This is a genomic window from Streptomyces sp. 796.1 (assembly GCF_047525675.1).
Lineage (GTDB): Bacteria > Actinomycetota > Actinomycetes > Streptomycetales > Streptomycetaceae > Streptomyces.
Window position 1 is genome coordinate 89,820 of record NZ_JBLIWA010000022.1, and the last position, 12,748, is coordinate 102,567.

The 12,748-nt window shown below is 70.9% G+C and carries 11 protein-coding genes; 2 read left to right on the top strand and 9 right to left on the bottom strand.

The features are described from left to right. Window positions 1-337 precede the first annotated feature (337 nt). Complete coding sequence (locus tag ACMA1D_RS16900; RefSeq protein ID WP_414724802.1) at window positions 338-1,129, top strand: hypothetical protein; 792 nt, start codon at window positions 338-340, stop codon at window positions 1,127-1,129. A gap of 57 nt (window positions 1,130-1,186) precedes the next feature. Here the strand turns inward: ACMA1D_RS16900 and ACMA1D_RS16905 are convergent, their stop codons facing one another. The 9 genes from ACMA1D_RS16905 to ACMA1D_RS16945 all read right to left on the bottom strand — a co-directional run bounded on the left by ACMA1D_RS16905 (window position 1,187) and on the right by ACMA1D_RS16945 (window position 10,536). Beyond that, window positions 1,187-2,059 carry an amino acid ABC transporter permease gene (locus ACMA1D_RS16905; protein WP_414724803.1) on the bottom strand — a complete coding sequence of 291 codons (873 nt, stop codon included), beginning with the start codon at window positions 2,057-2,059 and terminating at the stop codon, window positions 1,187-1,189. Further along, the gene (locus ACMA1D_RS16910) at window positions 2,056-2,700 is read right to left on the bottom strand and encodes an amino acid ABC transporter permease (RefSeq protein WP_414724804.1); all 645 of its coding nucleotides are present in this window, start codon (window positions 2,698-2,700) and stop codon (window positions 2,056-2,058) included. Before ACMA1D_RS16910 ends, ACMA1D_RS16905 begins: the two co-directional genes overlap by 4 nt. Before the next feature lie 11 nt (window positions 2,701-2,711). Beyond that, window positions 2,712-3,752 (bottom strand): glutamate ABC transporter substrate-binding protein, encoded by a 1,041-nt coding sequence (locus ACMA1D_RS16915; protein WP_414724805.1) that lies wholly within the window; start codon window positions 3,750-3,752, stop codon window positions 2,712-2,714. A gap of 21 nt (window positions 3,753-3,773) precedes the next feature. Continuing rightward, complete coding sequence (locus ACMA1D_RS16920; RefSeq protein ID WP_349994178.1) at window positions 3,774-4,517, bottom strand: amino acid ABC transporter ATP-binding protein; 744 nt, start codon at window positions 4,515-4,517, stop codon at window positions 3,774-3,776. 1,006 nt (window positions 4,518-5,523) lie between these two features. Further along, a complete protein-coding gene (locus tag ACMA1D_RS16925; protein WP_414724806.1) occupies window positions 5,524-5,853 on the bottom strand; it encodes a hypothetical protein in 330 nt (109 codons plus the stop codon). Window positions 5,854-6,763: 910 nt separating this feature from the next. Next, window positions 6,764-7,198: a DUF6278 family protein gene (locus ACMA1D_RS16930; protein ID WP_414724807.1), complete on the bottom strand. Its 435-nt coding sequence runs from the start codon at window positions 7,196-7,198 to the stop codon at window positions 6,764-6,766. 126 nt (window positions 7,199-7,324) lie between these two features. Continuing rightward, the gene (locus tag ACMA1D_RS16935; protein ID WP_414724808.1) at window positions 7,325-8,104 is read right to left on the bottom strand and encodes an exodeoxyribonuclease III; all 780 of its coding nucleotides are present in this window, start codon (window positions 8,102-8,104) and stop codon (window positions 7,325-7,327) included. 135 nt (window positions 8,105-8,239) lie between these two features. Then, window positions 8,240-8,884 carry an MBL fold metallo-hydrolase gene (locus ACMA1D_RS16940; RefSeq protein ID WP_414724809.1) on the bottom strand — a complete coding sequence of 215 codons (645 nt, stop codon included), beginning with the start codon at window positions 8,882-8,884 and terminating at the stop codon, window positions 8,240-8,242. 344 nt (window positions 8,885-9,228) lie between these two features. Continuing rightward, window positions 9,229-10,536 (bottom strand): alpha/beta fold hydrolase, encoded by a 1,308-nt coding sequence (locus ACMA1D_RS16945; RefSeq protein WP_414724810.1) that lies wholly within the window; start codon window positions 10,534-10,536, stop codon window positions 9,229-9,231. Between the two features lie 668 nt (window positions 10,537-11,204). Between ACMA1D_RS16945 and ACMA1D_RS16950 the strand changes: the two genes are divergently transcribed. Beyond that, the gene (locus tag ACMA1D_RS16950) at window positions 11,205-12,614 is read left to right on the top strand and encodes a M1 family metallopeptidase (protein WP_414724811.1); all 1,410 of its coding nucleotides are present in this window, start codon (window positions 11,205-11,207) and stop codon (window positions 12,612-12,614) included. The last annotated feature ends 134 nt before the right edge of the window (window positions 12,615-12,748 follow it).

Consider the following 12,748-nt stretch of genomic DNA (forward strand, 5'->3'; position numbering starts at 1 on the left):
TCAGCTTCCGATGTGGCCCACGCCACCAGGCCGTGGCACCCGCCGTCGCACCCACCGCTACCCCGGCTGTTGCACCGGTCACCACAGCGGTTGGCGCACCGGTCGCCACACCGGTCGCTGCGCCCGCCACCACACCGGCCGCAGCGACCACTACCGCAACTACCACCACACCAGCCGCAGCACCGGTGGCTACACCCACCACCACACCAGCCGCAGCGACCACCACCACAACCACCGCCGCCACACCCACCGGCGGCCCGCCGCAGACCCCACGACAGCGGCCGGTCACCGCACGGGACTCGAACACGTACCCGATCGGGGGCTACGATGCGCGGCCATGACTGACACCCCGCAGCCGTGGCACCCCATCGGGCTGGCGCTGGCGACCGGCGACGCGCGCTCCGACCTGATCGCCGGGGCCGCCGCGCTGGTCGTCGGGCTGGCGCTCGGCTGGCTCGCGCACTCGGCCGCCGGCCGGTACGGGCTCGGCCGGCAGCGCGCCTTCTTCGGACTGCCGCAGGGCTCCGAGTGCGTCCTGGTCACCCACCGCGACACCACGGCCGCCAGCCAGTGGAGCATCCCGCGGCACGACGCACTCGCCCTGCTGTGCCTGTCGTCGGTGGTGGAGCGGTGCGGGGCGCACGCCGAGGTCGCCCCGCACGACACGGGGTTGCAGGGCTTCGGGGCCCGTACCGAGTTCTGCATCGGCGACCCGCTCACCCACCGCAGGCTCGCCGCGCACCTGGCCAACCTGCTGCCCGGGGTCGCGGTCCACCCCGGCGACGAGGCCGGCGCCGACCGCGCCACGTTCACCATCGGCGGCACGGACTACCGGATGGAGCCGGGCGCGGTGGAGTACGTGCTGCTGGCGCGGCTGACGGCGGGCGGCGGCGATCGCCCGGTGTTCCTGGCGGCCGGTCAGCGCCCGGTCACCCACCGGGCGGCGGTCCGGCACCTGGTGCGCCAGCACACCCGGCTGGTCCGCCGGCGCGGCGGGGACGGCTCGTTCTGCGTCCTGCTGAAGGTGGTCAACTCGCAGGCGTACGGGGCCGACGTGGTGGAGTTGGTGGCCGACGTGACGAAGGCGGCACTGGCCCCGAGCGAACCGAAGGGGCACCGGGCGGCCTGAACGCACCGGCGCCCGCCCGTGGCCGGCCGGGCCCGCCCGCCAGCGCTCCCCCGCCCGCTACGACTGCCGCCCCGGGCCGCCCGCGCCCGGCAGCAGCGTGCCCGGCTCGGGCTCGGCGACCTCCGCCGCCTCCACCTTGGGGTTGCGGCGCTGCCGGGCGGCCACCCAGTTCGCCAGCCCGGACAGCAACATGCACATGCCGATGTAGATCGGCGAGATGACCAGCACGACGGGGATGAAGGGCAGCCCGTAGTCGAGGTTGCCCGCGATGAGCTTGCCCGCGTGCAGGAACTCCTCATAGGTGATGAGGAAGCCGAGCGAGGTGTCCTTGAGCGCCACCACCAACTGGCTGATGATCGCCGGCAGCATGGCCCGCACCCCCTGCGGCACCAGGACGTACGTCATGACCTGCGTCTTGCGCATACCCAGCGAGTAGGCGGCCTCCCGCTGGCCGCGGTCGACGGAGTGCACGCCGGTGCGGAAGACCTCGGCCAGCACCGAGCCGTTGTACAGCGTGAGGCCGGTGACCAGCGCCGGCAGCGGCTGCACCTTCAGCGCCACGAAGACGAAGAAGATCATCACGAGCACGGGCATGGCCCGGAAGAACTCCACGAGCAGCGTGGCGAGCCAGCGCACCGGGCGGTGGTCGGAGAGCCGGCCGGCCGCGAGCACCGCGCCGAGCGCGAGCGAGAGCACGGCCGCGTACCCGAACGCCTTGAGCGTGTTGCCGAGCCCGCGCAGCAGCAGTTCCTGGATGCCCTCGTACTGGAACGGCCGCCACTTCTCGGCCTCGAACTGCCCGGTGTCGTAGAGCAGGTAGCCGAACCAGGCCAGCAGGCCCACGATCACCGCGGTGGACAGCACCCCGTAGATCCGGTGCCGGCGGCGGGTGCGCGGGCCCGGCACGTCGTAGAGGGCGGTGTGGGTCATCGCGGCACTCCCCAGCGCGCTTCCAGCACGTTGAAGACCGCGCTGATGGTCAGGGTCACGATCAGATAGCCGGCGGCGATCCAGACGAAGGTCCAGATGATGCTGTAGCCGAGTTCGTTGAGGACCTTGTAGGTGCCGAGCAGTTCGGTGACGCTGAACGAGCCGGCGATCGCGGAGTTCTTGGCCAGCGCGATCAGCGTCGAGCCGATCGGCGGGATGACCGAGCGGAACGCCTGCGGCATCACCACCGCCCCCAGCGTCTGCCCGAAGGTCATGCCCAGGCTGCGGGCCGCCTCGCCCTGGCCGACCGGCACCGTGTTGATGCCCGCGCGCACCGCCTCGCAGATGAACGCCGAGGTGTAGCAGCCGAGCGCGAGCACCGCGAAGGTGGTGAACGGCAGCACCAGGCCGAACCGCGGCAGCCCCAGCAGCACCGCGAAGAACAGCAGGGTCAGCGGGGTGTTGCGCAGCACCGTGACCCAGACGGTGCCGAAGATCCGCAGCGAGCCGACCGGGGCGACCCGGAAGGCGGCCATCAGGATGCCGAGGGCGAGCGCGAGCAGCGAGGCGTAGCAGGTGAGTTCCACCGTGCCGAGCAGGCCCTTGCCGTAGCGGGAGAAGTTGTCGGTGAGGACGTCCATCGCAGCCTTCCTCAGCCCGCCGGGTAGCGGTCGACGGCCGGCGGCCGGGGAGCGGGCACCCCGGACAGGCCGAGGGTGGCGTCGTACGCCTGCTTCCAGTCGCCGTTCTTCTGGTGCGCCACGATCGCGTCGTCGAGCGCGAAGCGCAGTGCGGTGTCCCTCTTGGGCAGGCCGATCCCGTACGGCTCCTTGGAGAACGGCCGCCCGGCGAGCTTGAGTTCGTCGGGCGCCTTGGCGGCGTAGCCCATCAGGATCGTGTCGTCGGTGGTCACCGCGTCCACCTGGTAGGTGAGCAGGTTGTCGACGCAGATCGAGTACGTGTCGTACGAGACGGGGTCGGCCTTCGGGTAGTCGGCCTCGATGCGCTGCAACGGGGTCGAGCCGGCCGCCGAGCAGACCTTCTTGCCGGCCAGGTCGTCCGGGCCGTGGATGTCGTCCTCGTCGTGGCGGACCAGCAGCGACTGCCCGGCCTCGTAGTACGGGCCGGCGAACCCGACCTGCCGTTTGCGCAGGGCGTTGATGGTGTACGTGCCGACGTAGTAGTCGATCTGGCCGTTCTGGAGCGCCGTTTCGCGGTTGGCCGACGCGACGGTGCGGAAGCTGATGCCCCGCGGGTCGAAGCCGAGCGAGGCGGACATCATCTTGGCGATCTCGACGTCGAACCCGCTGTAGCGGCCGGTGGCCGGGTCCTTCTCACCCAGGTACGGCTGGTCCTCCTTGACCCCGACCACGAGATGGCCGCGCCGCTCGGCCTTGCGCCAGGTGGCGGAGTCCGGCAGCTCGAACCCCCGGTCGACGCGGTAGTGCGGCAGCGCCTCGGGCCGCGGCCCCTTCGCCGGCGGGCTGCCCTCCTTGCCACACCCGGCCGTGACCAGCGCGAACGCGAGGAGCAGGGTGATGGTCCTGGCCGTGGTGGCGGCGCGGGCCGCGCGGCGGTGCGGGGGTGGGCCGGGGGCTGGGGGCGGGTACGAGTGCGGGTGCGGGGTCTCGGTCTGCGTACGAGCACGGGTACGGGTACGGGTACGGGCCGTTCGCCCGCCTGACGGAAGCATGCGCATGTCGGTGCCGCCCGCTCAGTGCTTGAGGATCTTGGAGAGGAAGTCCTTGGCGCGGTCGCTGCGCGGTGCGGTGAAGAACTCCTCGGGGGTGCGGTCCTCGACGATCGCGCCGTCCGCCATGAACACCACCCGGTTCGCGGCGGAGCGCGCGAAGCCCATCTCGTGGGTGACGACCACCATCGTCATGCCCTCGTGCGCGAGTTGCCGCATCACTTCGAGGACCTCGTTGATCATCTCCGGGTCGAGTGCGGAGGTCGGCTCGTCGAACAGCATCGCCTGCGGGTCCATCGCCAGCGCCCGTGCGATGGCGACGCGTTGTTGCTGGCCGCCGGAGAGCTGCGCCGGGTACTTGTCGGCGTGCGCCGCGAGCCCCACCCGCTCCAACAGCTCCCGCGACCGCTGGTCGGCCTGCTCCTTCTTGCGCCCCCTGACCTTGATCTGCGCCAGCGACACGTTGGCCAGCACGGTCTTGTGCGCGAAGAGGTTGAAGGACTGGAAGACCATGCCGACCTCGGCCCGAAGCTGTGCGAGCGCCTTCCCCTCGGCCGGCAGCGGCGTGCCGCCCAGCGTGATGGTGCCGGACTCGATGCTCTCCAGCCGGTTGATCGTCCGACACAGCGTCGACTTCCCGGACCCGGACGGCCCGATGACGACCACGACCTCCCCACGCCCCACGCTCAGGTCGACGTCCCGCAGTACGTGCAGCTTCCCGTAGTACTTGTTGACATTGCGCAGTTCGATCAGAGGATCGACGGCCATATGCAGCCCTACCCACTCTCAGGCGTGTCGCAGTCAAGGCAACCTATACGTGCACATACCGGACTTCGCGGGCGACACGCGCCCTAGATGAGTGAGTCCGCTACGCGTGCCGGGCGCGACCATGGAGAAGGGCTCTTGTTGGTCAGCGCGTGAAGACAGCCGTGGACGCCCTTCAGGCAGCACTATCCGTATTCATTGGCACCACGTAGTCCCATGCCTTCGGATCAGGCAACCTTCCGAAAGTCACGGACGCCGAGCTACTGTTCTTGGCGGTCACTCAGGCCCTGCTCAACCTTTCCCGCGAGCGCCAAACACCGACACCAGGCCGGGCACATCGGCTACGACTACTGCCGCAGCCACTCCCGCCCCTTCTAGGCTTTCGGCTCCACCTAGTCACTGCCACCGAAGAGTTGCCCATTATCTGGCGCCTACTCAACCCGAAACTCGGGGAACGAGAGGTGATGACTACACACCCCCGAGAGCGCGACCGCCACCTCACCCGAGCCGGGTAGGTGATCCTCACTGACAAGGAATTTGTGGGCTGGGAGTTCGAGGCGTTCCTTGCTGACCACCTCGAAGCTCGCCCGGCACGACCGGATCGCAAGGACGAAACGGGTTGAGACGCCGAAAGATCACTTGTGTCCACCAGTGGATCGAGGCTGCCATCGGCACCCCCAAAGGCCAACTCAGCCTGGAAGAACATAGGGTCGAACCCCGGCTGGGGTCTTTATCCTCACCGGAAAACGCCTCGTCGCCCCCGCCACCAGCATCTGGCACGACTGGACAACCAACACGAAAACTAAACGATCACTCATCGCCTACGACCGCTGAGAGCATTGAACTCACCCATCTAGGGTCATCAATGTCACCTAACCTCACGCGAGGGGCAGCCACCGGCATCTACACCCACTCGCCACGACGGGGTGGGTGTGACCGCGTCCCCGCAGTCACACCCCGCCCGGGGATTCCGCACATGCGTGACTCCCCGCCCTACCCGTCGATCACATCAGCCCAGCCGAGTGCCCATCCGCGCCGACGCCCGCTCCCTGTCCTTCGTGTGCCACCACTCAAACAGATGCGTCCGCACCATGAGCTCAAGGGTGCGCAGGGCAACATCGGTCAGATCACCGCTCACCAAACTGGCATCAGGGCCGTCGTACACCAGCGCAACCTGCCAGCGCTCGCCCATGACGCACACGTCGACCTCGACGAGCAGATCCGGATACGTAGCAGGCACACGCAGCTCTAGCACCTCGATGGCCACCCCCGGGCCCTGCCGCTGGACGCCCAGCACTTCGGGAGCCAACCACGCCTTCACCTGGTCTGCTGTGGCCATTACTCTCCGCCTAGCACTTACCCCCCGCACCCTTTTCGGATACGGCGGTCAGCGTATTTTCCTGCACTGCGGTAATAATGCCCTGGGGACTAGTCTTTCCCTCATCACCGCCATAGGGGCCCTGATTAAAGACCACCTTAAAATTCTTGATCGGCCGATGACACCCCGCAGGTATACGGTAACGATGATAAACCCCGGGTGAAGTCTGCACCCCCTTCCATAGCGTGTCGTCGATCTTGTTTTTGAAACTCGTACTCCAACGCCCCCGTTCAACCATATGCCGATACCCCCAGGACTTCGTGCCACATCGGAGCAGCACTTTCTCTGGGCCGCGGTAGAAGATGTGAACGACCTTGCGATAGTTCTGCCGCTTACATGGGTCAGCCGCAAGTTCCCCTTCGCCAGCCGCGCGCACATCCGAGGGCACGCCAACCTCAAACCGCTCACCCACAGCGGCACGCGCAGTCGGCGCCACACCCAGTACCCCACCCACAGCGGCGCAGGCCGTTGCCATCACGAGCACTTTCTTAGATAAAACGCAATAACGCACTACCCTCACGAAATGATCCTCCGATCACCATTTACTCAACAGGGAAAATCAGGTCTCAGCCCGCACCCTCCATGACCACCAACACGCGTCAAAGGTTGAATATTGAATCCCTCCCGAAGCTCGACCGATAGGAAACTACAGGGGGTGCGCCACCAAAACAAAGGGGTTTTTATATAGTCTGCATCACACAAGAAAAGCGGAGCATCACTCTCCGAATGAGGCACTGCGCGTCCCCTCAAAGCACCAGCCAAAAGCACTTCCAGCGAAGGGCTTGCCAAGAAATCAGCCATGGCTGAAACGGAATGAAATTCGACCTCTGCGCTTCCTTCGCTGCGGTGAGCACCATCATCATCATCACCCTCACCCCTCGTCCACCTCCGCGTACACCTGCGAAAGCTCCGGCGTGCCGTCCTCCGCCCAGGAGGTGCCGGCGGCCACCACGTCGATCTCCCGGCCGCTGTCGAGCGCCACCAGCGGGGTGCCGTCGGGGGCCAGGCGCCACTGGGCGCCGGGGACGGTGCGGGTGATGACGGTGCCGAGGTAGAGGCCCGCGTCGTTGCCGAGCCAGGGCAGTTCTTCCGGGTCGTCGCGCCAGCCGGGCTGGAGTTGGTCGAGGGCTTCGAGGGAGGCCGGGGTGTCGTCCAGGACGACGTCGGCCGACTCGGCGCGGGCCCGCAGGAGTTCGCATTCGGCGAGCAGTTCGGCAAGACCTTCCCGCGCCGGCCCGGGCGGCGCCTTGGCCGCGCTCGCCGCGTCGTGCCGCTTGCGCCAGGGGCCGAGGAAGGGAATGTCCATACCGCTCAGCGTCGCACCGACCACCGAGTACGCACCACAGGCGCGCTAGGCCGGCGCCGCGCTCCCCCGCCGGCCCCCGTCACCGCCCGCCGCGGGCCGGCGCCCGCACCCTCCGCCGGGCCGGCGTCACACGTCCAGGTCCACCACGACCGGCGCGTGGTCGGACGCGCCCTTGCCCTTGCGCTCCTCCCGGTCCACGTACGCGTCGCTGACGGCCTTCGCGAAGGGCGCGTTCCCGTAGACCAGGTCGATGCGCATGCCCTTGTTCTTCGGGAAGCCCAGTTGGCGGTAGTCCCAGTACGTGTACGGGCGGTCGTACTTCAGCGGGCGGGGCACCACGTCCGACAGGCCCGACTCGCGCAGCGCGGCCAGTGCGGCGCGCTCGGCCGGGGTGACGTGGGTGGCGCCCTCGAAGAGCGCCGGGTCCCACACGTCCTCGTCGGTGGGGGCCACGTTGAAGTCCCCGAGGACGGCGAACGGGCGCGGCCCCGCCGTGTCCTCGGCGACGGCCGCGCCCAGCGCCTCGAACCAGCGCAGCTTGTACGCGTAGTGGTCGTGGTCGATCTCGCGGCCGTTGGGCACGTAGACCGACCAGAGGCGCACCGGCCCGCAGGTGGCGGAGACCGCCCGGGGCTCCTGGGCACCCTCGTAGTCGGGGCCGCCGGGCAGGCCGGTGACCACGTCGGTCAGGCCGACGCGGGAGAGCAGCGCCACCCCGTTCCACCGGCCGGTGGCGTTGACCGCCGCCTCGTACCCGAGCTTGCGCAGCTCGTCGTACGGGAACTGGTCCAGGGAGCACTTGGTCTCCTGGACGCACAGCACGTCCGTGCCGGTGCTCTCCAGCCAGGCCAGCAGCCGCGGCAGCCGGGCAGTGATCGAGTTGACGTTCCAGGTCGCGATGCGCATATCGGTAAACCTACCGCCCACCACTGACAGCCGGGCTCGGACCGGCCGCGAACCGCCTCCGGGCCCCGGTCGGGCGGCGGCCGGGCACGGGTCGGACGGCGGCCGGACGCCCGGCGGGGCGGCCGGTCCCGCGGGCTAGAGGTCCAGGGCCTCGCCCACCGCGAGCCGCCCGTGGTCGGCGCCGGCGACGCCGGGTCCGCCCGGGCCCAGCATCCGGTCGTAGATCGGCCGGGCGAGGTCGGTGAGCAGCCCGTCGTGCACGTCGATGGCGCGCGTCGGGCGCACCGCGCGCACGTAGTCGATGACCTCGCTGACCTTGTTCCAGGGCGCGTGCACCGGCAGCAGCAGGGTCTGCACCGGCCGGCCGGGCACGGTGAGCGCGTCGCCCGGGTGGAAGACCGCGCCGTCGACCACGTACCCGACGTTGGTGATGCGCGGGAGGTCCGGGTGGATCACGGCGTGCAGTTGGCCGTGCACCTCGATCTCGAACCCCGCCGCCTGGAACGCGTCGCCCTCGCCGACGGTGTGCACCCGGCCGGGGAAGGCAGCCGAGAGCTGCTCGGCGACGCTGCGCAAGGTCCACACCCGGCTGGCCGGGTCGGCCTCCAGGGCGGCGCGCAACCTGCCCTCGTCGAAGTGGTCGGGGTGCTCGTGGGTGACCAGGATCGCCTCGGCACCGACTGCCGCGTCCGGCGCGCTGAACCCTCCGGGGTCGATCACCAGCGTCCGGCCGTCCTTCTCCAGCCGCACGCTGGAGTGCCCCTGCTTGGTGAGCCGCATCGCCCCACCGCTCCTTCGCTGCGCTCGCTCCTCGCGCCCGCCCGCCCGCGCGGGGGCCGCCCTTGCCCGCGGCCCGTACCGCGCCCGCGGCCCGTACCGCGCCGGCGGCCCGGTGCCGCAGCGTGGCCCGTGGCCCGTGCCGCACGCCGACGGCCGCTGGCTCGTACCGTACGCGCGCCCGCGCCCGACGCCGACGTACGGGGCCGACGGCCGCCCCGGTCGATGGAACGCGGCGGTGTGCGGGGCCGCGTGCCAACTGCCGGGGCCCGGGCCCGACGCCGGATATCGGGGTGCCGGCGCCCGATGGCGGCGTGTCAGCGCCCGGCGCCGGTGTCAGTGCCCGGTCACGCCTCGGGTCTGGTCTCCTCCTGGACCACCCGCTGGGCCACGGCGAACGCGGCGCCGGCCGCGGGGGCGCCGCAGTAGACGGCGGTCTGGAGCAGCACTTCCTTGATCTCGGCCGGCGTCAGGCCGTTGCGCAGCGCGGCGCGGGTGTGCTGGGCCAACTCGTCCAGGTGGCCGCCGGCGGTGAGGGCCGTGAGGGCGACGACGCTGCGGGCGTGCCGGTCCAGCGCGGGCCTGGTCCACACCTCGCCCCAGGCGTAGCGGGTGACGAAGTCGTGGAAGTCGGAGCTGAACTCGTCCGCCTCGGACTCGGCCGCGTCCACGTGCGCGTCGCCGAGCACCTCACGGCGGACCTTCATGCCGCGCGCCCGGCTGTCCGGCTGCTCGGCCGGCACCTGGGCGGGCTGCCCGGCCGGGGCTATCTCCGCGATCGGGGCGACCGGGGCCGTGGGCGGCGGCGGGGCCGGGGCCAGCACCGGCTTGGGCGCGGCGGCCGTGATCGCGGTCATGCCCGTGGTGTGGGCGGACTGGCCCGAGCTGGCGAAGTGCCGTACGAGCAGGTCGGTGACGGCGGCCGGCTGCTCGACGGGCGTCAGGTGCGAGGTGCCGGGCACCAGGGCGAGCCGTGCGTCGGGGATGCCCGCGACCAGCACCCGGGCGTCGGCCGGCGGCGTGACCTGGTCGTCGGCGCCGACCAGGACCAGGGTCGGCACGCCGATGTGGCCGAGCTGGGAGCGGATGTCGAAGGCGGCGAGCGCCTCGCAGGCGGCGATGTAGCAGCCCGGGTCGGTGGTCCGGACCATCTGGACGGACCATTCGACGATGGCCGGTTGCGCGGTGGCGAACGCGGAGGTGAACCAGCGCTCGGGCGCCGTGCGCGCGATGGGGTCCAGGCCGTTGGTGCGGATGACCACGCCGCGCTGGCGCCAGGCGTCGGCGGTGCCGAACCGCGGCGATGAGGAGACCAGCGCGAGCGAGACGACCCGGTGCGGGTGCCTGAGCGCCAGGTCGGCGCCGACCGCGCCGCCGATGGCACAGCCCGCGTAGCCGAACTGGTCGATGCCCAACTGGTCGAGCGTGGCTATCAGCCGGTCGGCGAGGTCGCTGACGGAGGAGGCCGGGTGAGCGGGGGCCCCGCCGTGTCCGGGCAGGTCGTACCTGAGGATGCGCCAGCGCCGGCTCAGCTCGGGCACCTGGCGGTCCCACATGTGCCAGGTGGTGCCCAGCGAGGGCCCCAGGATCAGGACGGGGCCGTCCTCCGGACCGTCGAGGCGGTATTGCAGGGTGTTCGGTGATGTCTTGCTCACCCGTCAGACCCTCTCATCTTTCACGGGCTCTCCAATGGCCGGTCCCAACCTAACGGCTCTCACGCCCCGCACCGTACGGGAGCCGTACGCCGGTGGTACGACAGGTGCCGTACGCGTCGGCGGTGCCCGGGGCGCTGGGCGCTGGCCCACCGGCCGGGGCGACCCGTCGGGCCGGGGACGGGGCGCTCCGGAGCGGTGTCCGCGCTCCGGCCCGCCGCCGCGGGCCCCGCCTCCGTGGCCCCGGCCCGGCGGGTGACGCAGTTAACAGCCCCCGAGTGTGGCCGGTACCGGCCGCTCCGACGCCGCCGGCCGGAAAACCTTCCGGAATCTCCCCAACCAGCCGCCCGACCACCACACGGTGCACGCGTTCCCCGTTCCCCTTACGGGTCGGGGCGGGCGGTCGAGGTTCCAAGCCGGGCGTTCCCTACCGGGCGGGCAGCCGGGGCTGCGGCACGTGGCTCCGAGCGGCTCCGATGGTCCCGTAGGGCTCCGGCCGACCGGTCAGCGGCCGTCCCCCGCGGCCCGCGGGGCGGCCCCGTCCACCCACGCGTCCATCCCACCCACACGCCCATCGCCGTACGCCACCGGAGCACCCCGGCCGCGCCGCCGTACCTCCCCTGGACAGGTCCCAGGACAGGCCCGGGGTCGGCGTGGCAGCATCCGTGGCCATGACACGAATATTGGCGCGATGGTCGCCAACTTTCCTCCATAGAGCCGCCGTTGGGCTGGCCGCCGGTCTCCTCGTGGTGAGCGGACCGCTCGTCGACGCCGCCGCCGCACCGGCGCCGGAGGCGCGGCCCGGGCCTGCCGCGGCGACGCCCGACGGGGCCCGCTACGACGTACGGCTGACCGCGGACTCCGACGGCTCCCACTGGACGGGACACCAGCGCGTCTCGCTGCGCAACTCCGCCGCCCAGCCGCTGCGCGAGGTGTACCTCAGGCTGTGGGGCAACGGCCAGGACGGCTGCGGCACGCCGACCGCGCCGGCCCCGGTTCAGGTCACGGCGGTGCGCGGGGGCACGGCCCAGCAGCCCACGGTCGGCTGCACCGCGCTGGCGATCACGCTCCCGAAGCCGCTGGCGCACGGCGAGCGCACCGCCCTCTCCTTCGACGTGTCCATCGCCGTGCCCGAGCGCAACGACCGCTTCGGCCGCGAGGGCGCCTTCCGCTTCCTCGGCAATGCACTGCCCGTACTCGCCGTGCACGACGCGAAGGGCTGGCACCTGGACCCGTACGTGCGGACCGGCGAGAGCTTCTACGCGCTGACCAGCGACTACCGGGTGCGCCTTGACCACCCGAGCGGGCTGAAGGTGCCGGCGACCGGCCGGACCCAGGTCCAGCCCGGCGCCGCCGGCCGCACGGTCACCACCAGCGTGGCGCCGCAGGTGCGCGAGTTCGCCTGGGCCGCCGGCCCGTTCGAGACCGCGACCGAGGTCACCCCCGGCGGGGTGCGCGTGCGGTCGTACTGGACCCCCGACGCGCATCCCGACGGCGTGCGCTACGCCCGCAAGGACGGCGCCGCGGCCGTCGACCGGTTCAGCAAGGAGTTCGGCCGCTATCCATACGGCGAGATCGACCTGGTGATGGCGCGCCAGTTCGGCGGCGGCATGGAGTACCCGGGCCTGGTCCTGCTCGGTGTCGACGCCGCGGGCAGCGCCGCCATCCACGAGGTGGCGCACCAGTGGTGGTACGGCATCGTCGGCAACGACCAGTACGCGGCGCCCTGGCTGGACGAGAGCTTCGCGCAGTACGCCAACTTCCGCTTCCTCAACCTCGACATGGCCAGGTACTGCGAGGAAGAAGTGGACTGGCCGAGCGAGGAGGCCGCGCTGACCAACTCCATGGCGTACTGGAGCACCCACGCCAATCAGTACACCAGCGTCATCTACGTCAACGGCCCCTGCGCCCTGTTCCGGCTAGCGGACGTCATCGGCCAGGACGCGATGGCGCGCCTGCTCAAGGAGTACGCGCGGGACCACTGGCACGGCGTCTCGACCACCGCCGACTTCAAGCGGGCCGCCCAGGCCGCGACGGACCAGGATCTGACGGCGTTCTGGAAGGAGTACCGGGTGCGCTGAGCACGCCAGGTCGCCGGCTGCCCGTACGCCCGGGGCCCGTGCGGCGCGGAAGTGGCCGAACCACCGTCGCCGCGTGACGGAAGTGGCCGGGAACGCCCCCCGGGGCGCTAGTTCGGCCTGGTTAGGCTGGGTGA

What these genes read in the sequence shown, in the direction of transcription:
- ACMA1D_RS16900 (WP_414724802.1), top strand. Translation starts at nt 338, where the DNA reads ATGACTGACACCCCGCAGCCGTGGCACCCCATCGGGCTGGCGCTGGCG.
- ACMA1D_RS16905 (WP_414724803.1), bottom strand. Translation starts at nt 2,059, where the DNA reads ATGACCCACACCGCCCTCTACGACGTGCCGGGCCCGCGCACCCGCCGC.
- ACMA1D_RS16910 (WP_414724804.1), bottom strand. Translation starts at nt 2,700, where the DNA reads ATGGACGTCCTCACCGACAACTTCTCCCGCTACGGCAAGGGCCTGCTC.
- ACMA1D_RS16915 (WP_414724805.1), bottom strand. Translation starts at nt 3,752, where the DNA reads ATGCTTCCGTCAGGCGGGCGAACGGCCCGTACCCGTACCCGTACCCGT.
- ACMA1D_RS16920 (WP_349994178.1), bottom strand. Translation starts at nt 4,517, where the DNA reads ATGGCCGTCGATCCTCTGATCGAACTGCGCAATGTCAACAAGTACTAC.
- ACMA1D_RS16925 (WP_414724806.1), bottom strand. Translation starts at nt 5,853, where the DNA reads ATGGCCACAGCAGACCAGGTGAAGGCGTGGTTGGCTCCCGAAGTGCTG.
- ACMA1D_RS16930 (WP_414724807.1), bottom strand. Translation starts at nt 7,198, where the DNA reads ATGGACATTCCCTTCCTCGGCCCCTGGCGCAAGCGGCACGACGCGGCG.
- ACMA1D_RS16935 (WP_414724808.1), bottom strand. Translation starts at nt 8,104, where the DNA reads ATGCGCATCGCGACCTGGAACGTCAACTCGATCACTGCCCGGCTGCCG.
- ACMA1D_RS16940 (WP_414724809.1), bottom strand. Translation starts at nt 8,884, where the DNA reads ATGCGGCTCACCAAGCAGGGGCACTCCAGCGTGCGGCTGGAGAAGGAC.
- ACMA1D_RS16950 (WP_414724811.1), top strand. Translation starts at nt 11,205, where the DNA reads ATGACACGAATATTGGCGCGATGGTCGCCAACTTTCCTCCATAGAGCC.